This is a genomic window from Enterococcus sp. CR-Ec1, assembly GCF_002850555.1.
GTDB classification, from domain to species: domain Bacteria; phylum Bacillota; class Bacilli; order Lactobacillales; family Enterococcaceae; genus Enterococcus_D; species Enterococcus_D entomosocium.
This window is the reverse complement of record NZ_CP025223.1, coordinates 380,549-404,211: the sequence shown is the minus strand read 5'-3', so window position 1 is coordinate 404,211 and position 23,663 is coordinate 380,549. Positions and strand designations below refer to the sequence as shown.

General features: G+C 43.6%; 26 protein-coding genes, 1 riboswitch and 1 other annotated feature. Of the genes, 8 read left to right on the top strand and 18 right to left on the bottom strand.

All coding sequences use genetic code 11. From position 1 onward, the window contains the following. Nucleotides 1-36 precede the first annotated feature (36 nt). The 5 genes from CXM95_RS01985 to CXM95_RS01965 form a co-directional block, all read right to left on the bottom strand. On the bottom strand, nucleotides 37-717 hold the full coding sequence (locus tag CXM95_RS01985; protein ID WP_005232318.1) for a methionine ABC transporter permease: 681 nt from the start codon (nucleotides 715-717) through the stop codon (nucleotides 37-39). After that, nucleotides 718-1,794, bottom strand: a complete 1,077-nt coding sequence (locus CXM95_RS01980; protein ID WP_005232319.1) for a methionine ABC transporter ATP-binding protein — start codon at nucleotides 1,792-1,794, stop codon at nucleotides 718-720. Nucleotides 1,795-2,154: 360 nt separating this feature from the next. Continuing rightward, nucleotides 2,155-2,393 (bottom strand) — a binding site (T-box leader). Nucleotides 2,394-2,513: 120 nt separating this feature from the next. Continuing rightward, the gene (locus CXM95_RS01975) at nucleotides 2,514-3,038 is read right to left on the bottom strand and encodes a transcription repressor NadR (protein WP_016611442.1); all 525 of its coding nucleotides are present in this window, start codon (nucleotides 3,036-3,038) and stop codon (nucleotides 2,514-2,516) included. Beyond that, complete coding sequence (locus CXM95_RS01970; protein WP_061053669.1) at nucleotides 3,035-3,883, bottom strand: chorismate mutase; 849 nt, start codon at nucleotides 3,881-3,883, stop codon at nucleotides 3,035-3,037. The genes CXM95_RS01975 and CXM95_RS01970 overlap by 4 nt, the downstream gene beginning before the upstream one ends. A gap of 13 nt (nucleotides 3,884-3,896) precedes the next feature. After that, on the bottom strand, nucleotides 3,897-4,589 hold the full coding sequence (locus CXM95_RS01965; RefSeq protein ID WP_005232325.1) for an NAD-dependent protein deacylase: 693 nt from the start codon (nucleotides 4,587-4,589) through the stop codon (nucleotides 3,897-3,899). Nucleotides 4,590-4,746: 157 nt separating this feature from the next. Between CXM95_RS01965 and CXM95_RS01960 the strand changes: the two genes are divergently transcribed. Then, nucleotides 4,747-5,415 carry a response regulator transcription factor gene (locus CXM95_RS01960; protein WP_005232327.1) on the top strand — a complete coding sequence of 223 codons (669 nt, stop codon included), beginning with the start codon at nucleotides 4,747-4,749 and terminating at the stop codon, nucleotides 5,413-5,415. Between the two features lie 14 nt (nucleotides 5,416-5,429). After that, on the top strand, nucleotides 5,430-6,335 hold the full coding sequence (locus CXM95_RS01955; RefSeq protein WP_005232328.1) for a sensor histidine kinase: 906 nt from the start codon (nucleotides 5,430-5,432) through the stop codon (nucleotides 6,333-6,335). 73 nt (nucleotides 6,336-6,408) lie between these two features. Here the strand turns inward: CXM95_RS01955 and CXM95_RS01950 are convergent, their stop codons facing one another. Beyond that, nucleotides 6,409-7,170, bottom strand: coding sequence for an ABC transporter permease (locus CXM95_RS01950; protein ID WP_080555166.1), 762 nt, complete (start codon nucleotides 7,168-7,170; stop codon nucleotides 6,409-6,411). A gap of 1 nt (nucleotide 7,171) precedes the next feature. Further along, nucleotides 7,172-8,089, bottom strand: coding sequence for an ABC transporter ATP-binding protein (locus CXM95_RS01945; protein WP_008376231.1), 918 nt, complete (start codon nucleotides 8,087-8,089; stop codon nucleotides 7,172-7,174). 306 nt (nucleotides 8,090-8,395) lie between these two features. On the opposite strand from CXM95_RS01945, the gene CXM95_RS01940 reads away from it, so the two are divergent. The 6 genes from CXM95_RS01940 (at nucleotide 8,396) to CXM95_RS01910 (ending at nucleotide 15,371) form a co-directional block, all read left to right on the top strand. Continuing rightward, nucleotides 8,396-8,698 carry a hypothetical protein gene (locus tag CXM95_RS01940; RefSeq protein WP_005232333.1) on the top strand — a complete coding sequence of 101 codons (303 nt, stop codon included), beginning with the start codon at nucleotides 8,396-8,398 and terminating at the stop codon, nucleotides 8,696-8,698. Between the two features lie 147 nt (nucleotides 8,699-8,845). Beyond that, nucleotides 8,846-9,019: riboswitch (Lysine riboswitch) on the top strand. A gap of 115 nt (nucleotides 9,020-9,134) precedes the next feature. Beyond that, nucleotides 9,135-10,724, top strand: coding sequence for an ABC transporter permease subunit (locus tag CXM95_RS01930; RefSeq protein WP_005232337.1), 1,590 nt, complete (start codon nucleotides 9,135-9,137; stop codon nucleotides 10,722-10,724). 11 nt (nucleotides 10,725-10,735) lie between these two features. Further along, nucleotides 10,736-11,470: an amino acid ABC transporter ATP-binding protein gene (locus CXM95_RS01925; RefSeq protein ID WP_101698784.1), complete on the top strand. Its 735-nt coding sequence runs from the start codon at nucleotides 10,736-10,738 to the stop codon at nucleotides 11,468-11,470. A gap of 204 nt (nucleotides 11,471-11,674) precedes the next feature. Beyond that, nucleotides 11,675-13,027 carry a branched-chain amino acid transport system II carrier protein gene (brnQ, locus tag CXM95_RS01920; RefSeq protein WP_008376239.1) on the top strand — a complete coding sequence of 451 codons (1,353 nt, stop codon included), beginning with the start codon at nucleotides 11,675-11,677 and terminating at the stop codon, nucleotides 13,025-13,027. 118 nt (nucleotides 13,028-13,145) lie between these two features. Next, nucleotides 13,146-14,651: a helix-turn-helix domain-containing protein gene (locus CXM95_RS01915; protein WP_005232342.1), complete on the top strand. Its 1,506-nt coding sequence runs from the start codon at nucleotides 13,146-13,148 to the stop codon at nucleotides 14,649-14,651. Between the two features lie 360 nt (nucleotides 14,652-15,011). Continuing rightward, nucleotides 15,012-15,371 (top strand): iron chaperone, encoded by a 360-nt coding sequence (locus tag CXM95_RS01910; RefSeq protein ID WP_005232344.1) that lies wholly within the window; start codon nucleotides 15,012-15,014, stop codon nucleotides 15,369-15,371. A 63-nt stretch (nucleotides 15,372-15,434) separates the two neighbouring features. On the opposite strand, the gene CXM95_RS01905 is transcribed toward CXM95_RS01910, so the two are convergent. The 11 genes from CXM95_RS01905 to CXM95_RS01855 form a co-directional block, all read right to left on the bottom strand. Beyond that, a complete protein-coding gene (locus tag CXM95_RS01905; RefSeq protein WP_005232346.1) occupies nucleotides 15,435-15,788 on the bottom strand; it encodes a hypothetical protein in 354 nt (117 codons plus the stop codon). A 107-nt stretch (nucleotides 15,789-15,895) separates the two neighbouring features. Further along, the gene (locus CXM95_RS01900) at nucleotides 15,896-16,354 is read right to left on the bottom strand and encodes a low molecular weight protein-tyrosine-phosphatase (protein WP_005232347.1); all 459 of its coding nucleotides are present in this window, start codon (nucleotides 16,352-16,354) and stop codon (nucleotides 15,896-15,898) included. 3 nt (nucleotides 16,355-16,357) lie between these two features. Further along, nucleotides 16,358-16,927, bottom strand: coding sequence for a TetR/AcrR family transcriptional regulator (locus CXM95_RS01895; RefSeq protein WP_016611448.1), 570 nt, complete (start codon nucleotides 16,925-16,927; stop codon nucleotides 16,358-16,360). Between the two features lie 208 nt (nucleotides 16,928-17,135). Beyond that, entirely contained in the window at nucleotides 17,136-18,596 is a 1,461-nt protein-coding gene (locus CXM95_RS01890; RefSeq protein ID WP_016611450.1) for a helix-turn-helix domain-containing protein, read from the bottom strand. Further along, the gene (locus CXM95_RS01885; RefSeq protein ID WP_016611451.1) at nucleotides 18,574-19,065 is read right to left on the bottom strand and encodes a hypothetical protein; all 492 of its coding nucleotides are present in this window, start codon (nucleotides 19,063-19,065) and stop codon (nucleotides 18,574-18,576) included. Before CXM95_RS01885 ends, CXM95_RS01890 begins: the two co-directional genes overlap by 23 nt. Nucleotides 19,066-19,109: 44 nt before the next feature. Continuing rightward, entirely contained in the window at nucleotides 19,110-19,910 is an 801-nt protein-coding gene (locus CXM95_RS01880) for a class A sortase (protein WP_016611452.1), read from the bottom strand. After that, nucleotides 19,900-20,982 carry a DUF916 and DUF3324 domain-containing protein gene (locus CXM95_RS01875; RefSeq protein WP_016611453.1) on the bottom strand — a complete coding sequence of 361 codons (1,083 nt, stop codon included), beginning with the start codon at nucleotides 20,980-20,982 and terminating at the stop codon, nucleotides 19,900-19,902. The genes CXM95_RS01880 and CXM95_RS01875 overlap by 11 nt, the downstream gene beginning before the upstream one ends. Nucleotides 20,983-21,049: 67 nt before the next feature. Continuing rightward, nucleotides 21,050-21,790, bottom strand: a complete 741-nt coding sequence (locus CXM95_RS01870) for a WxL domain-containing protein (protein ID WP_005232357.1) — start codon at nucleotides 21,788-21,790, stop codon at nucleotides 21,050-21,052. Between the two features lie 11 nt (nucleotides 21,791-21,801). Next, complete coding sequence (locus CXM95_RS01865) at nucleotides 21,802-22,602, bottom strand: WxL domain-containing protein (protein WP_008376256.1); 801 nt, start codon at nucleotides 22,600-22,602, stop codon at nucleotides 21,802-21,804. A 45-nt stretch (nucleotides 22,603-22,647) separates the two neighbouring features. Next, nucleotides 22,648-23,361, bottom strand: a complete 714-nt coding sequence (locus CXM95_RS01860) for a WxL domain-containing protein (RefSeq protein WP_016609549.1) — start codon at nucleotides 23,359-23,361, stop codon at nucleotides 22,648-22,650. Beyond that, a complete protein-coding gene (locus CXM95_RS01855; RefSeq protein ID WP_008376260.1) occupies nucleotides 23,294-23,662 on the bottom strand; it encodes an LPXTG cell wall anchor domain-containing protein in 369 nt (122 codons plus the stop codon). The genes CXM95_RS01860 and CXM95_RS01855 overlap by 68 nt, the downstream gene beginning before the upstream one ends. Between the last annotated feature and the right edge of the window lies 1 nt (nucleotide 23,663).

The window sequence follows — 23,663 nt, the reverse complement described above, 5'->3', positions numbered from 1 at the left end:
GACTTGCTTGTTTTTTTATTTGTACGTAAGTGGTGGTCAGTGTGATACTCGTTTAATGAGTAGGTTGCTGACAAATTGACTGATAAAAACGAATACTAAGATGATCAAGGTCGCCATGATCGTGACATCGGTCTGGAATCGGTTGTACCCGCGGGTGATGGCTAAGTTACCTAAACCGCCAGCGCCAACTGCTCCTGCCATGGCGGTCAATCCGATCACATTGATCACGGTCAATGCAGAGACCCGAATGATTCCCGCCACGCCTTCTGGCAAATAGACCCGAAAAATGATGCCGAAAGGACTGGTGCCCATCGCTTCGGCTGCTTCCACGACACCGGGGTCAACTTCTAGCAAGGCAATCTCGATCTGCCGAGCAAAGAAAGGAATGATCCCAGCAATCAGAGGAACCAATGCTGCTGTTTCGCCGATCGTCGTTCCCACAAGAAATCGGGTAAAGGTTCCTAGCAACGTCAATAAGATAATAAAAGGGATCGAGCGGACCACATTGATGACCTTATCGAGAAATTCAAAGAGTGGTCGATTTTCTAAAATTCCACTCGGTCGAGTCACTACCAGGACGATCCCTAACAAGATGCCTAAGATGCCCGCGATCAAGGAGGTCCAAAAAACCATATACAAGGTTTGGATCGTTGCTGCGACAAATTCATCTTGGATCGCAACAACATTGGGAAAATATCTTTCTAATAAGGCAGCCATCTAAAATCCTCCTTTAATCACATTGTTTAATGGTTCTGCATGATTTTCTTTTAAAATATTGGTGTACACTCCTTGAGACTTCAAATATTCTAAGGCATGTTTGCGCTGTTGGTACTCTCCGGATAAGCTAACGACCAAGCTGCCGATCGGCACTTCTTGCAAGATCTCCACGTTACCGTAAAGAATATTGGTGGTCACTTTGTAGCGACTGTACAATTGGGCGATCAGTGGTTCATTGGTTTGATCCCCCACGTAGGACAGCTCCACCAGCCATTCATTCGGTGCCAAGGAAGAAAACTTCGAACTGCCGAGGATCGTTTCTAAGGCTTGGTCGATGTGCGTCGCCGTTCGGATGAAATCTTTGGTCAATGGTTTTTCTGGTTGGCTAAAAATCTGAACGCTCGAACCTTGCTCAATAACTTCACCGTCTTCCATCACTGCCACTTTGTTGCAGATTTCTTTGACAACTTGCATTTCATGGGTAATGATCACGATGGTCAAACCGAGAGTCCGATTTAATTTTTTCAACAAAGCCAATATCTGTAAGGTCGTTTTCGGATCAAGGGCGCTAGTTGCCTCATCGCACAGCAAGATCTCTGGATCATTTGCCAAAGCTCTGGCAATGGCGACCCGCTGCTTTTGCCCTCCAGATAGTTGGCTAGGAAACGCTTGGGCTTTTTCTTCCAATCCAACAAGCGTCAGTAGCTCGGTTACTTTTTGATGACGTTCCTGTTTGGACCGTCCCCCATATTTCAAGGAAAAATCCACGTTATCAAAAACATTGCGGCTGTCCATCAAGTTGAAGTGCTGAAAGATCATTCCGATCGTTTTCCGTTTTTCTCGCAGGTCTTTCGCAGAAAGTGTGGTCAGCTCCGTGCCGTTGACGACGACGCTGCCGCTGCTTGGGCGCTGCAATAAGTTGATCACACGGACGAGTGTACTTTTCCCGGCGCCTGAGTAACCCACGATGCCGTACACGTCCCCTTTGTCGATCTCGATCGATACGTTTTTGACCGCTTGGATCGCGGGTTTCTTTGATTGATTGAATGTTACTGATATATCTTTTAATGAAATCATCGTCTTCCCCCTAGTTCTTGTCTTTTTCAATAAAAAAAGGCATCCTCAAACAAGTCACCTGTGACTTGTTTGAGGACGCCTTTTTGCGTGTTACCACCTCAGTTTAAGCTGTACTCGCATACAGCTCCTTTTCGAGTACGATCATACTCTAGCCAGATAACGGTCGCTACCGTCGTCGCCTTGCAAACTACTGCTCGGAACGAATCACTCCTTGGCCATTTTCTAAAAGTCGTTTGATGCTTCTTTTCAGCTACCGAAGCTCTCTGTTGAAAAAACGTGCTTTTGTACTTACCAATTCTTCGTGTGTGGTGCTATTTGATTTTTGTGTATAAAAAAAGTCCTTTTACCAGCGTTTGCTAGTAAAAGGACGAATACTCGTGTTACCACCTTTTGTTTAGAAGGTTTCCCTTCCCTCAACTCAACGTCTAGCCGTGCTAGAGATTGGTGCACTTTGTAACGGTAGTGCGCATCCGTGATTGCCTACTTATCGACAATCAATCCTCCAAGGCCATTTTTCATCGCTTCTGACTTGACTCTTTCCACCAACCAGAGTCTCTCTTTAAAGTATCCGCGGTTACTTTCCTTCTCAACAGATTCATTATTCTTGTTGAGTTGTACTTTACTGGAAAATGAACGCCTTGTCAACAAAAAATCACAATTTTTTCATCTAAGTGTTCCCCAAGACTGCCGATAGCGTCCTTGCCAGAATGGTTTACGCCTCAATTTTGATAGAGCATGCCTTTTTCTGCTAACTGTTGTTTGGCTTTTTCCAGAGCCGCAGGATCGGTGTAACGCAACGTATGCAAGTGTACCCCATTGGTTAAATCTGAGAGCAAGCGGGCTTCTGCATGTTTGGTTTTGTTGATGAAATCAGTCACGTCTTGGTCTGTTTGAATCTGCAAATTGCCAGTGATCTCTCCATAGATTTCATGTTCAACGATGACATCGACCACTTCCACGCCACAAGCGACAAAAATCCGCAATTCTTCTTCGGTTTGTTCAGGCCGATGCTGCACCGCTAGCTTGCTGACATGCCCCGCCTCATTCAACAGTGCTTGCAGTCGATAGCCGCGAGCAGTGGCCGCGATCGCTTCACCGGCTGCTCGCAGCAAGGCAATGTCCCCAACGATGATTTGGCGACTGACTCCTAGTGATTCTGCCAGTTTGCTGGCACTGATCGCTTTGTCCGCTTGCTTCAATGCCGCTAAAATCGTTTCTCGACGTGTTGCTCCATCCATACTCATTCCTCCAATTGATTCTCTTGATAGGTTTTTGAGTGTTTCATAATTGATTGAAACATGGCTAAAATCGTTTCCTCATAGGCTTGATTTGAAATCGCCTGCCGAATATTTTTCAGCACTTTCTCTTCACGATTTTCATCTAAAACCGGCAACTGACTACTTTTCTTCAATTGCACGATTTCATTAACTGTACTCATGCGTTTTTCTAAAAGATGCGTGAGCTGCCAATCAAGGTCATCAATTGCCGCTCGCTGAACAGCCAAAGGATCTTGCTGGTTGTTTTCTTCTTCCAAGTCGATCGTCTTGATGACCCGTGCCGGATTTCCCGCCAGCACAACATTGTCTGGGAATGATTTTGTGACCACACTGCCAGCCCCCACCACGACATTGTTACCTAAGCGCACCCCCGGCAAAATCGTGGCCGCGCCACCGATCCACGCGTTATCGCCAATCACGATCGGTGCCCCTAATTCTAAGCCGCTATTTCGTTTGACCGGATGCAATGGATGAGTCGCCGTAAACAACCGAACATTGGGTGCCAGCATACAGTTGTCACCAAAGGTAATTGGACAAACATCTAATAGCACACAGTCGTAGTTAGCATAGAAGTTTTTGCCGACAGAAATATTGTAGCCATAATCAAAGCGGACATTCGGTTCGATATAGATTCGACCAGTCACAGAGCCGAAAGTTTCTTTTAGTAACTGCTCTTTGATTTTTGTATCAGTTTCTTGGTTGATCAGGTTCATTTGTTCACGGGCATATTTCCGGTCTGCCACCAATTCTGGATCTGGGGAAAAGTACAATTCGCCAGCAATCATTTTCTCTTTTTCGGTACGTTGTGTCATATCATAAACTCCTTCATTCAATTTTCTGGAAAAACGTTTCGGCTGCTGCGGTCAACATGCCATATTCATTCGGGATCGCCAATGGTTCCTTATTGATGACCAACACCTGCTGGCTGTAATCGACTAGCCCTGCAAAAGGATAGACTTGCAGCGAAGTCCCCACGACCACCGTCAGGTCGGCTTGAGCAACGGCTTGAATGGCTCCCTCAATGGTTTCATCCGTAAATCCTTCCCCATAAAGCACGATCGCCGGCCGAATCTGACCGTCACATCCTGCATGGTGCCAATCCTGCAAATACGCTTGCCAAGGTACCGGATTACCGCATTTTCGGCAATAACAGTTGTACAAGGAGCCGTGAAAATCGATTCTTTGGTGACTCCCCGCTTTTTCATGCAGTCCATCGATGTTTTGTGAAACGACCCAAACTGTTTTTTTCGTTTGCAGCGCAGCCATTTTTTGATGAATGATGTTCGGCTGGGCCTGAGGATGGTAGAGGTGCTTGACGAACTGATAAAATGTTTCCGGTTCGTTTTCTAAACAGTCATGGCTTAACAAATACTCTGGCTGGGCCAGTCCTTGATAGACCCCTTTTAAGGAACGGTAATCAGGAATGCCCGATGGGGTTGAAACACCGGCACCCGTCAAAAAGGTCACGGATGATGCGGCGGTGACCGTTGCGATTGCTTGCTCAATAGATACCTTCATCGTTCGAACTTCCTTTATGGCTTTTCTCTTATTCTAACCGAAAAAGAACCGTTTTTGCGAAAAATCAGCCATTTTCTTTTTTAAAAGCAACTAATGCTTTTTCTTGCGGAATTGCTTATAATAAATGCAATAAATACAAGAAGAATGGGAAAACCAAATGAAAATTTTGATTATCGAAGACAACAATGAGATCAGCGAAATGTTGGCTACTATTTTAGCAGCTGACTATACCGTCCAGCAAGCCTATTCAGGCACGGAAGGTCTGCTGCTTTTTCAGCAAGATGCTTTCGACTTGATTTTGCTAGATCGAATGCTCCCCGGTAAAGATGGGACACAAGTCTTGCAAGAGATTCGCCAAACCTCCACGGTCCCCGTCATTATCTTGACTGCCTTAGATGAACCAGCCGATGTTTCCACCCTTTTGCTGGCGGGGGCCAATGATTACTTGACCAAACCCTTCAATGTCGAAGAATTAAAGGCACGTATCATTGTTCAATTGCGAACAAATAAACAACCCCCTCCAGTTGCCAGCAGCCACTCGTATAAAAACATTCAACTGTTGCCTGACTCGTTTCAGCTGCAACGAGGAGAGGCAACGGTTCAGTTAAAGAAAAAGGAGTTTGAGATTTTTTCCCTGCTCTTAGCGAACCCCAAAAAAGTTTATACCAAAGAAATGCTCTATGAAGCTGTTTGGCAAGAACCTTACTACGGTGAAGAAAACACGATCAATGTCCATATCAGCCATTTACGCAGCAAAATCAAAACACTCGATCCAGATGAAGCGTATATCGATACTGTCTGGGGCATCGGCGTCAAGCTAGCTTAAAAAGGAGGAACCTCATGCATATACTTCAGTTTTTCGCCGCTCTGATCGTTGTGTTATTGTTTGGCTATTGGTTTTTCTTACTATATGATCTAAAAAAGTACCACCAGCAATTAACAAGAATCAGCGAAATCGAAACAAATCAAGAGATCCATTTACAGACCCGCGTCCCCGCTTTAAAAGCGATCGCCTTGTTAAACAATCAGATACTTAGAAAAAATAAGCAGCAACACTATCAAATGCTGCAAGAAAACCAGCAGTTGGAACAAGCCATTCAAAATATCTCTCACGACTTACGCACACCTTTGACGGTCGCCAGCGGCTACACACAACTGCTGCAAGCCGATGCGACCCTCACCCCGCAACAACTACAGCTGCTGGATAAAGTCAGCAGCAACCTAGAAAAAGTCGAAAATCATCTGGAACAGTTGTTGACCTATCAGCGTCTCAAAGACAATCAGCTCGCTTTGACTTTGGAAGAATTCAATCTTTCTCGTTTATTGGAAGAAGAACTGCTCCAGCTTTATCCTTCTTTTGAGGAAAACCATTTATCACTGACGGTTGCGATCCAACCCAACATCATGATCATTTCAGATAAAAAAAGCTGGCAACGAATTTTCCAAAATGTCCTTGGTAACCTGCTGGAACATGGCAGTGAAACGGGGACGATCCGCTTGAATCAGCAAGGAGATCGCATCGTTTTCCAACAGGAAAATCAGCTGAGATCACCGATCCAGCACCCAGAAAAATTGACCCACCGCTTTTATACCGAAGACCTTTCACGGCATAAACAGCAAGCCGGACTTGGTCTGTATATCATCGCGGCATTGACTAATGCATTAGACGGCAAGATCCAATTGGATACAACCGAAGAGACGTTTCGTTTGACCCTTTTTTGGCAGCAGTCCGTTGAATCCCACTAACTCATGGCTATACACAAAAAACACCCAATCGCTCGACCTTCACTAGTCGATACGGTTGGGCGTTTTTCTGCTCTTACAATTCTTGTCTCTTAAACACCAGATGCGCAGCCAAGAGGCAAAGCAATAAACTGATCAGGCTCCCAAGAAAAATGGGTTGGACTGTTTCCCATGTTTGGAAAGTAGTCATGGTCACCATCTCTAAACCGCCTTGAAAGTCCAAGTATTCTAAAAACTTCCAGTTGGGTAAAGAGATTCGGGCAATCGCAAAGGCCATCGGAATAAAAATCGTCGCCAACACGCTGACCGCTGTATTTTTGGTCAAATACAAAACTAGCACTGCAAAAGAGGAAGTCGCTAATAAAATCAGTACAAAACTAACGAAATAATACAACAAGTTTTCTATCTGTGAAAGGTCATTATAACCAATCCCCCCAATAACCGTTCCCGCTACAAAGCTCACCAAACAAATCGCGACGATCTGTAAGACCAGCACCAATGTATAAACCAAGAATTTCCCAAAAAGATAAGCGGGTTTGGAGACACCAACGGTAATGATATTCTTCATGGTCCCTTTCGTGTACTCACTGCCTAAGACCTGCATCACCAATGGCAAGGAGTAATACAGCAACATGGAAGACAGACTGGTCTGGATCGCCAGAAAGCCAGTCATTTCCGTAAGGCTGCCTGCTGTTTGCGTACTATCCCCAAGAGTGACCCCTACACTACCATTGGAAACAACGGATAAAATCACCAACAATAAAATAATTCCTTCTGTGATCCAAAAACTTTTACTTCTTGATAAACGATACAAATCGGCTCGAATAAAATTCAACATCTTAATTTCCCCCTTCACTTGTTACTAACTCTTTGAAATACGACTCTAGATTTTCCCCTTCAAAAGAAATCCGGTCGATAGCGATCCCTTCATAAACCAGCTGACGGACCAGGTCACGAATCAACACATTCTCTTGATAAATATGAATTTTGTGGTCACTGACGACTTTATATTCGGAAATCAGCTGACTCTCTAGCAAGCGGCTAGCTGTGGCTACATCATCCACTTCTAATTGAATAAACCGTTTCGCCATCAGATCGAATTCGTGTTTGGTCATCTCTTTGATCAGACGCCCCTCACTAATGACCCCAAAACGTGTAGCCACTAAGTACAACTCTTCTAAAATATGACTGGAAATCAAAATCGTCATGCCGCGTTCTTGATTCAATCGTAAAAGCAGCTCCCGAAACTCAACGATCGCTACAGGATCCAGGCCATTGATCGGCTCATCTAGTATTAGAAAATCCGGTTGGTTCAATAAAGCGATGGCTAAGCCTAGCTTTTGTTTCATACCCAAAGAAAAATCACGGTATTTCTTGTGGCCAACATTGGTCAATCCGACAAACGCCAATGCTTTACTGACCGCCTCAGGTTCCACCACCCCGCTGATTTTGCAATAATAGTTCAAATTTTGCTCTGCGGTCAATTGGTCGTAAGCAACTGGGGTCTCAATCACATTACCGACCCGTTTCAGCATCTGAGTGTACACTTTGCCGCCTTCAACATCAAACAACTGCAGACTGCCACTAGTTGGTTGGATCAACTGAACGATCGCTTTTAATAGGGTCGTCTTCCCAGCACCATTTCTCCCCACCAATCCATAAATATCTCCCTTAGCGATCGTTAGATCGACATCATGTAACGCCTGCTGTTTGCCGTAACGTTTGTTTAATCCTTTGATTTTAAGAACATTTTCCATTTTTACTTCCTCCTTGCTTGCTTCTGTGCTCATTCTAGCAAGCAGATCTAAATCAGCTATTAACTAATTATTAATTGATTCTTAACTCGTAGTTTTCTGCAAAAAACAGTTTATTTCTATTATACACAGCTGAAAATGAACCAATCTAGAAAAACCGTCCCTTTTCAGCAAACCAACCAATAGCAGATGATCTTTTCATTACTGCTTTTGCTCTTTGTTTTTTGCCTCACAAAGAAAGAGATTCCTTCATGACAAGGAACAAAAAACGTGGTAAACTAGTCACGAATCAAAGTGAGGTGAAATACATTGGTAGCAGCTATTATTTATTGGGCAATGATCATTATCAGTTTCGGTTGGTTGGCAGTCAGCTTATATTTCTCTATCTTCTATTTAGCACGTAAAGAAAATGGCAATTTATGGGCATTCGGCTTTTTAAATGTCATCACAGCAATCATTCAAGCCATCGTCCTTGTGGTTTACCGTACCTTCGGACAAGATTGGGGCGTTACACAATACTCAAGCCTCATCTATCTAGCACTTGGCTTATTGCTTGCTTTGACAGTCATCCAAGCTGTTTTAGGCCGTGAACCAAAAGCGAAAGTCGCTTAAGGGTTCCAATAGACACTCGTAAAAACGATCCGCTTTCTCTTTGATAAAAATAGGGAAATGGTCGTTTTTTTGTTAAAAAGAATTGACATTTGGGTGCTTTTCTTCTAAACTCTGAGAAGAATCAAATTAAATACGAGTACCCTTTAACATTTAGGTAGAGGTCGCGAGGTTCATTAATCCTGCTGAGTGAAGCAACACGTTTACAGCAGAGCTAGGGAACATCGCCGAAACAAGGTCGGTTTTGCTTGCATCGATTTTGTTGGGCCGCAAATGAACAATTTGCGGACTGTCTTAGCTTGTCTAAGTTGCGCTATGTTTTGTGAAAGGTTTGTCGACGATGACCTGTCAACAGCCGTTTTCCAATCATGGAGTACGGCTGTTTTTTTGCTTTTTCATCCTTACCTGCTTGTCCAACTCGTGAAAGGAAAGAGAAAAAATGAAAAAAAATAATTGGATCTGGGCAGTCTTCGCCCTCTGTCTAACCCTCATTCAGCTGCCCCTAACCGTGCAAGCGGATGACCAAACGCCTGCGGAACAATTCCGTGTCGGTATGGAGGCAGGCTATGCCCCATTTAACTGGACGCAAACGACGGACGCCAATGGTGCCGTGCCGATTTCTGGGGAAGAAGGCTCGGCGTTTGCCGGCGGTTACGATGTCCAGATCGCCAAACGAATCGCTGAAGGCTTAGGCAAAGAATTAGTGATCGTCAAAACTCAATGGGACGGTTTGCCGCCAGCTTTGCAAGCGGGGACTATCGATGCTGTGATCGCTGGTATGTCACCAACTGCCGAACGTCGCGAGCAAATTGATTTTACCGATCCTTACTATGAATCAGATTTGGTGGTAGTGGTTCGTAAAGATGGCGAGTTCGCCGATGCCAAAAGCCTCGCTGATCTTTCGGGGGCAAAAATCACTGCCCAGCTGAATACTTTCCATTATACCGTCATAGATCAAATCCCTGAGGTCCAAAAAGAACAAGCCATGCGGGACTTCTCCTCCATGCGCGTTGCTTTAGCTTCGGGCATCATTGACGGCTACGTCAGCGAACGTCCAGAAGGCGTCACTGCCGTCGGTGCAAATCCTGATTTGAAGATGGTCGAGTTCGATGAAGGAGCCGGTTTTGAAACCAACCCAGAAGACGTCCAAGTAGCAGTCGGAATGCGCAAAGGCGATCCCGATGTTGAAAAAGTCAATGAGATTCTTGCAGGAATTTCTGAAGAAGAACGGGTTTCCCTGATGGATCAAGCAGTCTTAGATCAACCTGCAGATGCCAGCGGAGAAACAGCGGATCAAGGTCTGATCGCTGATTTTAAAAAAATCATTGATGATTACGGCATGCTCTTTTTACGAGGCGCTGGCTTGACCTTATTCATCGCGATCCTTTCAACGATCATCGGATTGATTATCGGTCTTTTAGTCGGTATCTTCCGGACATTGCCGCTTTCAGAAAATCCAGTAGGACGTTTCTTCCAACGCATCGTCAATGGTTTACTGACCATTTATATCGAAGTTTTCCGCGGCACCCCAATGATGGTTCAAGCAATGGTTATTTTCTACGGAACCGCTTTGGCCTTTGGTGTCTCCATGAATCGCACGCTGGCAGCCGTGCTGATCGTTTCCATCAATACCGGTGCCTACATGTCTGAAATCGTTCGTGGGGGGATTTTTGCTGTAGATGACGGCCAATTTGAAGCAGCTCAAGCGATCGGAATGACTCATTGGCAAACCATGATCAAAGTCGTGTTGCCGCAAGTAATGCGCAATATTTTACCAGCTACCGGAAATGAGATCATTATCAATATCAAAGATACTGCCGTCTTAAGTGTCATCAGTGTTGCAGACCTCTTCTTCCAAGGTACATCAGCCGCTGGAACGAACTTCCAATACTTCCAAACATTTGCGATCATCGGTGTGATCTACTTAGTCTTGACCATCAGTGCCACCCAGATCTTGCGCTTTGTTGAACGCAAAATGGATGGTCCCAGTGCGTATGTCAAATTAGAAGACATCAACCCGAACGAATAAGGAGGAAGAACATGTCAGCAATCATTGAAATTGACCATTTAAAAAAGAGTTTTGGCGACAACGAAGTCTTAAAAGACATCAGTTTGTCTGTTAATAAAGGAGAAGTTGTCACGATCATCGGTTCTTCTGGTTCAGGAAAATCTACACTTCTTCGCTGCATCAACTTATTAGAAAAGCCAACCAGTGGGCAAATCATCTACTTAGGTGAAAATGTGCTGGAAAAAGGCTATGACTTGCCGAAATACCGTACGCATCTAGGAATGGTTTTCCAATCCTTTAACCTATTCAACAATATGAATGTATTAGAAAACTGCGTGACGGGCCAAGTCACTGTTTTGAAACGTTATCGCAAAGAAGCAGAAGCGACTGCCAAAGAAAATCTGGAGCAAGTCGGTATGGCTCAATATGCCAATGCCAAGCCTTCCCAGCTTTCAGGTGGACAAAAACAACGGGTAGCCATTGCCCGTGCCTTATCGATGAATCCAGATGTCATGTTGTTTGATGAGCCGACTTCTGCGCTAGATCCAGAAATGGTCGGTGAAGTGTTGAAGACCATGAATACGTTAGCTCATACTGGCTTGACGATGGTGATCGTTACCCACGAAATGGGCTTTGCCAAAGAAGTGTCTGATCGGGTCATCTTTATGGATCAAGGTGTCATTGCCGAACAAGGGACGCCTGAAGATATCTTTATTCATCCAAAAGAGCAACGCACCAAAGAATTCCTTTCCCGTGTGTTGAATTAATTTTCTGTCTTGAAACACTTAGCGGTCTTCTTCCGAGCTTTTTCGTCCTTTTTCAGTAAGCTTGGAAGAATTCAATGCTAAGTGTTTTTTTATTGCAGGAGGAGTAATTGTCAGAATTTATCAAAAAATCACAAAAAACCATTGCTATTTGTTAGAAACTTTGTTATTTTTTTTAAAACTAAGGAATTATAGGAGCTTTCATTTATGGAAAAAAAGTTACAGTTTAAGGATTACATGTATGTTGGATCAATGCTTTTCGGTCTTTTCTTTGGTGCCGGAAATCTGATTTTCCCCGTTCACATGGGACAAGAAGCTGGCGCGAATGTCGGCTTAGCCAACCTTGGCTTTTTAGTTACAGGGATCGGCTTGCCATTTTTAGGGGTCATTGCTATTGGCGTTTCCCAAAGCAGCGGTGTTTTTGAATTAGCTTCTCGGATCAATCGCCGCTATGCAATGATATTTACGATTTTGCTTTATTTAGTGATTGGGCCATTCTTTGCTCTGCCTCGTTTGGCTACTACTTCTTATGAGATCGGGATCGCTCCCCATGTTTCATCAGACATGCAAACTTGGTTATTGGCGTTGTTCTCTGCCCTATTTTTTGGAGCTGCCTGGTGGTTTTCACGCAAACCTAGCAAAATCTTAGATTATGTAGGGAAGTTTCTAAATCCCTTGTTTCTGGTCTTACTAGGAGTTTTGCTCTTTTTTGCCTTTTGGCAACCACTAGGAACCATCAGCGATGCGCCGATCTATCCTAGCTATCAAAGCGATGCTTTCTTTACTGGTTTCACAAACGGCTACAATACTCTCGATGCGCTGGCATCTTTAGCCTTCGGGATCATCATCGTCTCAACGATTCGCAATATGGGGGTTGAGAAACCTGCGACGGTCGCAAAAGACACGATCCTTTCCGGCTCTGTCAGCATCGTGTTGATGGGGATCATCTATACCTTACTTTCTTATATGGGAACCAAAAGTTTAGGCCAGTTTCCCATCAGCGAAAACGGTGGGATCGCTTTGGCACAAATCGCCAACCATTACCTTGGCACTGTCGGCAGTCTGCTATTGGCATTGATCGTCATCTCTGCCTGTTTAAAAACCGCCATTGGTTTGATCACGGCCTTTTCCGAAACCTTTGCTGGATTGTTTCCAAAGCAAAGCTACGGATTCTTTATCGCTTTGACAAGTATCTTACCAGCGATCTTCGCTAATGTCGGCTTGACCAATATCATCGAGTTTTCTATTCCAGTCTTGATGTTTATCTATCCACTGGCGATCACTTTGATTTTGTTGGCGATCATCAGTCCATTATTTAACCATCGTGCCAGTGTCTATCGAATGACGACATACTTCACGTTGATCGCTGCAATCATCGACGGCTTAAATGCGAGTCCTGCAGTGATTACCAACAACGCTTTCGTGCAAGGAATCTTGTCTTTTGCGTCAGATTATCTGCCCTTTTTCCAAATCGGGATGGGGTGGGTCGTACCAGCTGCGATCGGATTTTTGATCGGTTTGCTATGGTCGTGGTTCAAAAAAGACCCTGTTTCAGCCTAAATTAGTTAAAAAGATGAAAATAACCTACCTTTTTTTAAAGGGTAGGCTATTTTTTTGATTAAAAAGACTGACAGTTTCGTAAAAAAAAGATACAATAGAGCCACAAAGGAGGATACCTATGTTTTATGAAGAACTTATGATGGACCCGCAAACATTAATTAAATTTAAAATATTCCGGCGTATGCTGACTCTGCAAAACCCTAGCCACCCAATCGCACAATTGGCAAAGGAAATGGAGTTAAGCTACCAACAAGCTTTTATAGAGTTGACTGAGATCGACCAAGATCTAACTGAGTTAACTCCGGATCATATGTCGATACTCGGTCGTGGCGGTAAATTACAGCCTCAGAATATCGCGGTAACGATCGATGAATACCGCTTCTATTTATTGAATAAAAGCGTTCCGTTCTTATATGTTCTTTACATGCTGAATGAAGACAATCCTACGATCACGGATTTTTGTGCAAAATACGATGTCAGTCGTTCAACGGTGTCTCGCAAATTTGAACATCTAAAAAAACATTTGAAGCAATTTCAGCTTCGCTTTACGTACACTGAATCAAACTTAGTGGGCGATGAGCGTCTTGTGCGGCTCTCCCTATTCAATATCATTTGGTTAGGTACTCGTGGAATAGAATGGCCATTTGCGATCGCTGAGAGTGAGACAGAAAAAATGGTGGATCGATTCACGGAGTATTTCCCAATGACTCATTCTTATCTTGGCCGATTAGAGTTGAAGTATTTCGCCGCCTTGATTCTTTTACGAATCAAAAAAGGGAATTTTGCCAAATACGACAAGCGGTACAATTTCCTGATGAAAAATAATCCATATTTCGATTTTGAGCGTTTGACACAAGTCGTTGATCCTGAAGTTTCAATGACAGACAAACAATTAAAAGGCGAATCAGGGTTTATTTATTTGATGGCGCAAATCTTCCCATTCTACTTGAGTCCTGAAGAAGAAGCTTTGCAACAAACCTTGCAATTCTTTTCAAGCAAACAAAACCCAGTTTATCCGTTAGTCGCAGACTTGTTAGCAGAGATGAAAGCAACCTTCTTTGCTTCACAACCTGGCCTGTTAGACGAGCCATTGGTCGTGGGTAATTTAATCAATGTGACTTTCGGCAACTACGTTTTCCGTCAGCCGTTTCCAAATATCTATCGCTTGCTGACACCCTCGATCAATCGCGGGTCTGCTGAAGAGCAGCTGCAGCAAAAAATCGATGAATTCTTAACGAACTATCGCGAAGAATCAGCGGTGGACTATATCAATGATGAAAACCAAGAGCAGATGGCAACGATGTATACCCACGCCCTGCTGCCGTTTTATGATCAAATCCGTTATTCGAATCGTTTACGGGTAGGGGTTGCGTTAGAAGATAATTTCTTAGTCGTTCAAGGATTGAATCAATTCCTACATGACTTGACCTTCGTAGCAGCAGAACCTTATGATCTAAACCAGCAAGAAAATTATGATGTCATCGTTAGTTCCAATCAGTTGATGAAAAAACTCAAACCAGAAAAAATGAGTTATATTTGGGATTATGCGGCAGACGATCGGCAATACATTGATTTGTATCGTACGTTGAAAAACCGTTTTGATGAAAAGAACCTTTCTCTGTAACCAAACCGTTACGGTTTCTTAAGAACTTCCGAAAAGATTTGTCACAGAATATTCATATTTATCTCGTATACTCTATGTATACCAACAAACAACCCTAACTAACACTTTTTCATTTTTAACTCCTTCCCGTCGGCCACCCACCGACGGGTCTTTTTTTACTTATTTTCGCAGCCAGCAAACTTAAACACTTTCCAATCTTTTCTCCACAAAAAATTCATATTTGGACAGTATAGTATACATAACCCAACAAACAACCCTAACTAACACTTTTCATTTTTACTCCTTGCCTGTCAGCTACCCACTGACAGGCTCCTTTTTTTCTTACGGGGTTTGCCGTATACTAAAGGCAGGAGGTGGCCTATGACAACAGCCATTACGACAGTTGACCAATACATTGCAGCAGCTCCAGCAGAACGACAAGCGATTTTAAGAAAGGTCCGTCAAACCATCAAAGCCGTTTTACCTGAAGCGGTTGAAAAGATCAGTTATCAAATGCCTACTTATCATCAGGGAGAAAATATCGTACATTTTGCCTGCGCCAAACAGCATCTAGGCTTTTATCCCACGCCTTCTGCGATCACGGCCTTCCAAGAGGACTTACAACCATACAAGACCAGTAAAGGGGCGGTCCAGTTTTCTTTTGCACAGCCGATCCCTTACGAACTGATCGCTGTGATGACCGCTTGGCGACTCGCAGAAGTCAAAAACAAGCACGCGTAACTAGCAATTAAAAAACCGCTATGTCTAATGACGCAGCGGTTTTTTTGCTATGCACAGGCTTGTTTACAAGCCGGGTTTTGTATTCAAGGTGCTAACTTTCAGCACATGATGCAGGGGAATAATCCGCAGCTGCTGACGGTCGCTTTGTAATTTCAAGACAACTTGTTCTTTTGCTACCGTTTTGCCGACGATCCAGCCGGTAACGGTTTCAAAACCACCCAATTTCTCTGTTTTTACTTGCAGCACGACCAGATGCTTGGCAGCGGCTGCCTCTTGCAGCGTTCGCCGGATTTCTTTGACTTTCTCAGACTGATTCTTCTTGTCAGCATCATCACTGAAAAAGGTATCCAGCAACGTTGTGGATGTCATCACAATGAGTTTGCCCAATTGTTTGATGGGCGATGGTTTCTTTTCCATTGGACATTCCTTTCTGCGCGTTGCAGCAGTTTCTAAAACCACACATACGTTCGCATTTCCATGGTTCTATTTTAGCAAATTTTTGATAAAATACAAGCGAACACGCCTTATTTTTCAGAAGAAATAACCTCTAGCCAATAAGGAATCCCCTCTTGCAGCAGTTGATAGGTCTCTTCGAAATCTCCTGTATAATAAGGATCTGGTACTTCCTCAGCCTCTTTGCCAGGAACAACACTCAAATACGAACGGATCTTTGCGGTCGTATCGGCAGGTGCTAGCGCTTGAAGTGTTTCAACATTGTTCGCATCCATGCCGATGATCCAATCAAATGTGGCAAAATCCGCTTCAGTGATCTGCCGTGAAATAAGACCGTCACTAGAGATCCCTGCTTGACGCAGTCTTTTTTTGGTTCCGGGATGAGCAGAATGTCCGACTTCCCATGAGCTGGTCGCTGCCGAATCGATCTGCCAATCCAACTTGTGTTTTGCTATTTCTGCTTTATAAATAGCTTCTGCCATGGGGGAACGGCAAATATTACCTAAACAAACAAATAAAACTTTCGTCATCGCTTACTGCTCCTCTTTTTCATAGATTTGGTAGCCAAAAAATTCCACATCCTTCGCCAAACGAAACAATTGCGTCGCAATCTCTAATGGGGTCTCTGGAAAGTCGTTGTGAATCCAATTTTCCAAAATGCCTCCGCAGCCGTAGGAAAAGAATCGGCTATAAAATAGAATGTCTTGTTTCGTCAATTGCTGCTCTTGATCGACCTCCAAGAACAAGCGCTGAAAAAGCGGTTCTGTGATCTGTAAAAAACCGTTCATTAAGATCTCGCGGTCATAAGCCAGTGATTTGCGGTAAAAGGCCGGCGCTTGTTTCATTGCTTTCAGCATGCGCAAGGCGGCTTCTTCCCAGTTATCAAGGGAGACATCTTCTGTCGTCAAAAAAATCAGGGCATCTTGCCGATAGATCCATTGGATCAAAGCTTTTTTATCAGGAAAATGGTAGTAAAACGTCTGCCGATTGACTTGCGCCTTTTCGGCGATCTCCTGTACGCTGATTTTATTCACTTCTTTGGTCTCACAAAGGGTGATCAATGTCTGGCCAATCACAGCCTTCGTTTGTTTCCCATCCATCATAAGGCACCTCTTTTTCTTCTCTTTCTATCATACCAAATTTTCTACTAAAAAAAAATCCTATCAAATGGTCCTTTTTCACAGACCTTATCCGAACACTTCATCAGGGCAATAGATCCCTGTGTGCTTTTTGCATATGGTAGATTTCTGCAAAAAACGCCTGCCTTCATTTGAGGCAGACGCTGCTTTCGATAGTTAAACGGCAAGATGCTCACTGTGCCGTTTTGGTTTGAAATTGTTCTCTGCGAATCACGCTGATTTTTTCAGTAAAATTGGCCCAATCGATGGGTCTAGGTGGTGCTAGCCATAAAATATGGTCGATCCCCAACGCACCATAAAATGGCAGGTTTGAAAGAATCAGGTGCGTATGATCATCTGGGTAACTCTGGAATTGCACATTCAAATCGAGAATTTTTTCAATATTCTTTTTGATCATCTGGTTGTAGGAATCACCAAACGAAAAATCAACACAGACATATAAAGGAACCAAAATCTCTTTTAGTGGAATCGTAGAAACTAATAAAATTAGGTATCTAAAAAACAAAAACTCTTTATTGTTCCATAAGATCGGTCGATTACGACTTTCTTCCAGATAGTTGCGGCAAAACGCAGCATATTCAGGATACGTCTCAAGAAAATATGTGACATCCATGTATTGGTATTCATAACGAGAACTAAAAGAAAACGACAAGAGCTGGTAATGAATCGTAGTCGTTTCGACATGAAGCAGCGCCAACGTGTCCGTGGTTAGCGAAAACTGCTGTTGGACTGCCTGAATAAACTGCTCGTTTAATTGTTGGATATAGGTTTGTTCTTGGTCGATGTAGCTATTGTTGTCGATCAACCAGCCTTCAACGATCAAGAAGCGCAAAATATCTCGTGCCTCACGTTCTAGGACTTCTTGATCGTTGATCGTCAAGATCTCCTGCAACCAACGCTTCAAATCTTCAATGATCACTAAATGTTTTGGCAAGACTAAATCGTTTTCCACACTGTTTTGCATGAAATGTCCTTTAGACATCCGCGCCAAAACAATACCTAGATAATGTTTCTTGCGAATCCGCATGCGGGCAGACTGTTCTGGATTCAGCCAAGTACTTTCATTGAATCGATCAAAGGTTTTTTCTTTGTCCAAGATACCTTTTGGGAAAGGGGAATGGTTCAAATAATATTCCTTCATAAAAAAGAGAAAAATAAACTCCCGAATCTCACTTTCTTCACCCACCAGCTGAAACTCTTTCGTCACTTCAATGTCGTATTCTTTCAAGATCAGTTTAAACTGTTTAAATTCTTTATAGACGGGATTATGACTTAGATAGTGATTGGTAGCAAATTCGTATAAAGAAGACAATTGCTCAAAAAAGCATTCTTTCAACATAGAAAATTTTAACGCTTGATCTAGATAATAGGTCAGTAGTGTGTCTGAAGTTGCCAGCCCGGAGGCATTCAGTTTAATGACCGTCCCATCGGTCACGATCTCAAATTCCTCATTCAATCCTAGTTCATAAAAATCAAGATTCAATTCTTGAACGGTCTTATTGATCAGAAATTCCGACATGGTCAATTGGTCCATCAATGTTTCCTTCGTTTCAGAAAGAGCGACTGCGTTTTCCAAATATTGCAGCATCATCAATTTTCGTTTGTCCGCCTTATTCAAAAATGTCACAAACATGCGTTTTCAAGCCTCCGTTATTTTTTTGGCCATAAAGAACGTTTCCTGAAAATAGATAGCATAAGCTGGCAAGATACGAAGGTTTGTCATCCCCGTCACCATCCGTATTATTTCCCGGCAGTGCTAAATCGACAGCCAAACGATCCGACGCAAAAACATCTTCTAACATGACTCGTTGTGCTAAGTGCTTCTGTTTTTCCAAAAAACTGCTCTCTGGAAATGCGGATTGTTCCTGTTCTTTTTTCGGAACAGGTTCCGGTTCAGGAGCCGGCGATTCTTTGGATTCTTCCTTTTCTGCAGGCGGTTCATCTGCTTTTTCCGTACTTCCTTCTGGCGGATCCGTTGGGACGATTTCTTCTGAGGGGTCTAGCGGATTATAGATAGTCGCAAAAACAACTTGTTCTGTGACAAGATCGATCATTCCAATAATCATGCAGGCACCAATGACAAAACCAAATCTGCGTTTCATTTCTTCACCCTCCTTATCAACAGAGCTTCTTTTTGATGCTCTTTCTACGGCGCTGAACGTTTCAACAGTTTGTGAACGCCAAGCAGACATCCACTAATTATAAATAAAATAACAAATAAAAGAAACCAATTTTTTTCAGATTGTTGTTTCCATAACATTTCTTGTTTTTGAGCCAACACTCTTGCGCCTTGTGACGTACTGCCCATGGTCGCTGTGTTTTGCGACTGCCCGGCAGTTGCTTGCTCAACAGGAATCGCTGTCAGCACGTAGCGTTCTTCTGTTCGAGTAGGTGTGGGACAAGTAATCAATGTCAACTTTGGTGTCTGGTCATCTGTTAGAACCGACAAGTCGGATTCATCTACGACTTTTTTATCGATAATAATATACTGCTGGCGTTCCTCGAGGTAGGTTACGGACACTTCCATCCCCACCTGTGCTTCTAGCAATTGACCAAATAACAAACTTTGTCTACCGAGATGATGCCCTAAAACGACAAAATTGTTATTTTTTAACAAACGTTCCGGAAACATCACGACACCGCCTTTCAGCAGCTGCTGATTGGTTATCCCCACCAATAGCGGCTGCTGGAACTCGATCGCTTCAATTGCAACAAAGCCGTACCCGGTGATCGTTGCCGACTGCGGAGCCAATACATCCCCTAGAGCCGGCATTTGAATCGTTTCTTCTTCTGGAATCGTTGTCGGCAGCTGGGTCGCTATCGTCAATTCGCTTGTGCGTAATTGCCAACTGACGATGCTTTCTTTTAAAAAAGGAAGTGCCAACAAGAGGATACCTGCGATGATCAAGCCATCGATCAAGTATTTCTCAAGGTGCTCACGCTTCATCCGTTTCATTTTTTTTCTTTCGTCGGTACCATAAAAGCAGCAGTAAGGCGAGCAGCAGCAAGAGACCGCCGATCAAGAAGTAAAGCCACGTGTAATCTGTTTCGATCGTCACATCTTTCTTATTAAGATCACGAGCAACATCGCCAGTCACTGTGAATTCTTTTTCGAAGCTCCATTTATAGAGATAGCTTTCTTCCTCGCCTTCTTCATTCTCCACTTTGTATTGTCCTTCATCGCTTTTCCCACCATAGGCCACGGAAGTCAACACATAGGTCCCTGCTTCTAAACGTTGTCCTTCCAAGGAAATTGGGTACGAGAAGTTTGAATTAGGTGCCATTTGCATTCGTGAGGTATCTGAAGCATACAAGACGTCACTATCGCCTTTCTTCTTCACTTCATTGATCAACCGTAAGGAATTTAAGTAAGCTGATTCAGGATTTTGCAACGTAACATTGATGGTATTGCGAGCGTTGACTTGTCCCGGTCCAACATCCAGCAGTTTTAGATCCGGCGTGACTTCTGTTGTATTTTGACGGAGTAAAATCGCAACGACATAGGCATACTCATTCTTGATGGCTAACCCTTGGTCTTCTTCACTGTCAGCAGTATCGGTTTCCGCTGTCGTTTCTTTCAAGGTCAAACCACCGGCAATAACCCCTTCAAACGATTCTGAGGGCATACTGATCTTTAAGGGTAAGGTGATTTGGGATTGTTTCGGGATCGTGATCTCTTCCTCCACTTCAATCAAATCAGCCATATCATAAGGCAAGGTTTCGTCCGCTTCGATGTCGTTTTCGCCATATTCCACGACCCCGTTTAGATTCGTAGTAGCAGAAGCGATCACTGGCGCGATGACGACCTCTTGATCGGTGTCATTGCGCAATTGGACTTCTACAGTTTGAACCGCTCCTGGCTCCATTTTCAAGTCAAAATAAGTCTTTTCTTTATCGATTTGATTCTCTGGAATCACTGGATTGACGGCAAAGTTAAATTCAGAAGCGGTTCCTATGGTTGGTACAAAAAAGAAAATACTTGCGAATAGGAGCGCCAAAAGCTGTTTGATTTTTTTCATGATGGATGTCCCTTCTTTCTATGTATTCTCCTTGAACCCTTTCGAGGTTCAAGGAGAAAGCTGGTACTTATGGGTTGGTTGGTGTGTCTGTTAGTAACCAAGTAAATGTGGTGTTGTATTGGCTGGCATATTTCGTCGTTGAGCCTGGAACTTCCAACTCAATGCTATCCATGGCTGCAGCTAAACTATCGCCCCAGCTCATTAAATAGGTCCCTGCCCCTTCGCCATCTTGGGCACTCATCACTAAGGATTGGGCACCATTTGGATTCAATGTGATCGTTGCGCTCACATTTGATGGTTTTGGTGACAATGAAGGAGTTACCACAGTTCCCTTCGTCAAACGAATTTGCGCAGCAGTCAATTCTTGATCTTCCGCTGTTTTGAACTGACCATTTTGGCGAACATTCAATGTCCAACCGCTCTCTGTTCCCCGATTGTCTGTCACTTGGACAAAATTCGGTCCTTCTTGATTATCACCAACTGAATCCACATATTTTTGAGTTTCCGCATGGTAGATCTCTGTTTTTGAGGTGATTTTTTGTGTGCCAAAGTAAAGGCTTGAAGCAAAATCAATCGATAGCGGTCCGTTCGTTCCCGGATTTGGTCCATCTGGGTCCGTTGGATCCACTGGTTTGATTGGATTTTCTGGATCTGGATCCGTTGGGCTGATTGGATTAGTTGGATCCGTATTTGGTTCAAAGGTGATTTGTCCATTTGAGTTGTATTCTGCACTGTCCGCTGCTTGTGCCAGCACTGGTGCTGCTAGGCTTAAGCCTAATACTGAGAGAAATGCTAGTGTTTTTTTCATGTCTATACTCCTTATCCTTCCGTTCCTGGTGTATCTGATAATACCCAAGTCAATGTAGTCGTGTAGCTAACGGCATCTTTTGGGGTGCTGCCTGGTACAGAAAGTGCGACTGCTTTGGTAATATCGGCTTGTACTTCTTGATCATCTTTGTCTATTTCAGTGATCGACTCAACGCTTCCCCAAGCATTGACCCATGTCCCAGCACCTGTTTGATTTGCTGCGGTCATCACCACTGATTCAGCACCGGCTGCATCCAACGTGATCGTTGCTTCTGCCACTGGAGCAGTGACGCCAATCGCATTTGATTTAACGGCAGGGCTTGTTAGGGTGATGACAGAACCAGTCAATTCTTGATTCAACGTCGATTCATTTTTAAATTGTCCATTTTGCTTCACAGACAACCGCCAACCGGCATTACTACCGCGATTATCAGTTACTTGGACATAATTGGCAGTTTTTAATGTAGAAGCTGTGCCATCGTCATTCAAGTACCCTTGTGCTCGTGCATAATAAACTTCGTTTTTATTGGAGATTTTATTGACACCAAAATCTAAGCTAGAGGCATAATCGATCGATAACGGGCCATTTGTTCCAGGATTTGGTCCATCGGGATCGGTTGGATCAACAGGATTGACCGGGTTTTCTGGATCTGGGTTTTCTGGATTGACTGGGTTCGTCGGATCGGTATTTGGAATAAAATCAACCGCCCCATTTGAGGTGTAAGAAGCCGCTTCGGCTGCTGAAACCTCGGTTGCTGCACTCGCTGCTGCCAATACGGCAAGACTTAAAAAGACCCATGCTGTTTTTTTCATTTCTATTTGACACTCCTTTATCTTTTTTACTGAAAATCAGTGATTTTAATTGCTTTCAGGGACATTCTTTAAATTCCAAGTCAATGTCGTCCGATACTCTTTGGCTAATTTTACGGAACTGCCTGGTACGTTTAATTTTACTGCCGTTGACCCTTCCGTTGCATCGTTCCCAAACTTGTAAATCCAAGTTCCCATTCCTTTTCCGACAGGTGCATTGACCAAGGTGATTTCACTATCGGGTACAAAGGTATGACTTGCAGTAACTGTTGGTGCATACTGCATATCGGTGACTGAAGTTGCTGCACCTGAGGCGATCGATAATGAAGCGCCGACTAGCTCTTCGTCATCAGCCGTTTTGAATTGTCCGTTTTGCACAACACTCAATGACCAACCTTCTTGCGTTCCTCGTTTATCTGTTACTTGCACATAGTTTGGTCCAGCAGCGCCAGCTGTGAACTCTTGCAGCTGTGCGTAATAATCTTTTGTTTCAGAAGTAATCAGTTGGTTGCCAAATTGAAAACTTGAAGCAAAATCAATCGATAATGGTCCAGCTGTTCCAGGATTTGGTCCATCTGGATCGGTTGGATCGACGGGATCCACTGGTTTTTCTGGATCGGTCGGATCAACTGGATTGGTTGGATTCGGGTCCGCTTCAAAAGTGATTGCTCCATTTGAAGTGTATTCAGCGGCATTAACGGTTGTTGGTAACAGAGCAGTGCTCATCAATAGAATGCCTGCCGTCAAGAAAAGTTTTTTCATTTTTTGTTCTCCTTTTGATTAAAATGATTCCTGCTGCCAACAAAACGACAAGACCACTGCTTTGATAGCTATTGAAGTGATCTGATCCTGTTGCCGGCAGAATATTGTTGCCTTTTTGATTAACTTGTTTATTCCCTGGCTGTTCTTTTACGGGCTCTTCTGGCTCCTCAACTGGTTCTTCATAGACGCCGAAAAAGGAAGTAATGCCATTGCTGTCATAAGCACCTGCTTCGGCTGCTGAAACGAGCTGAGGAAATATTAATAGACAGCCAGCAATAATACCGATCATGATTTTTTTCATT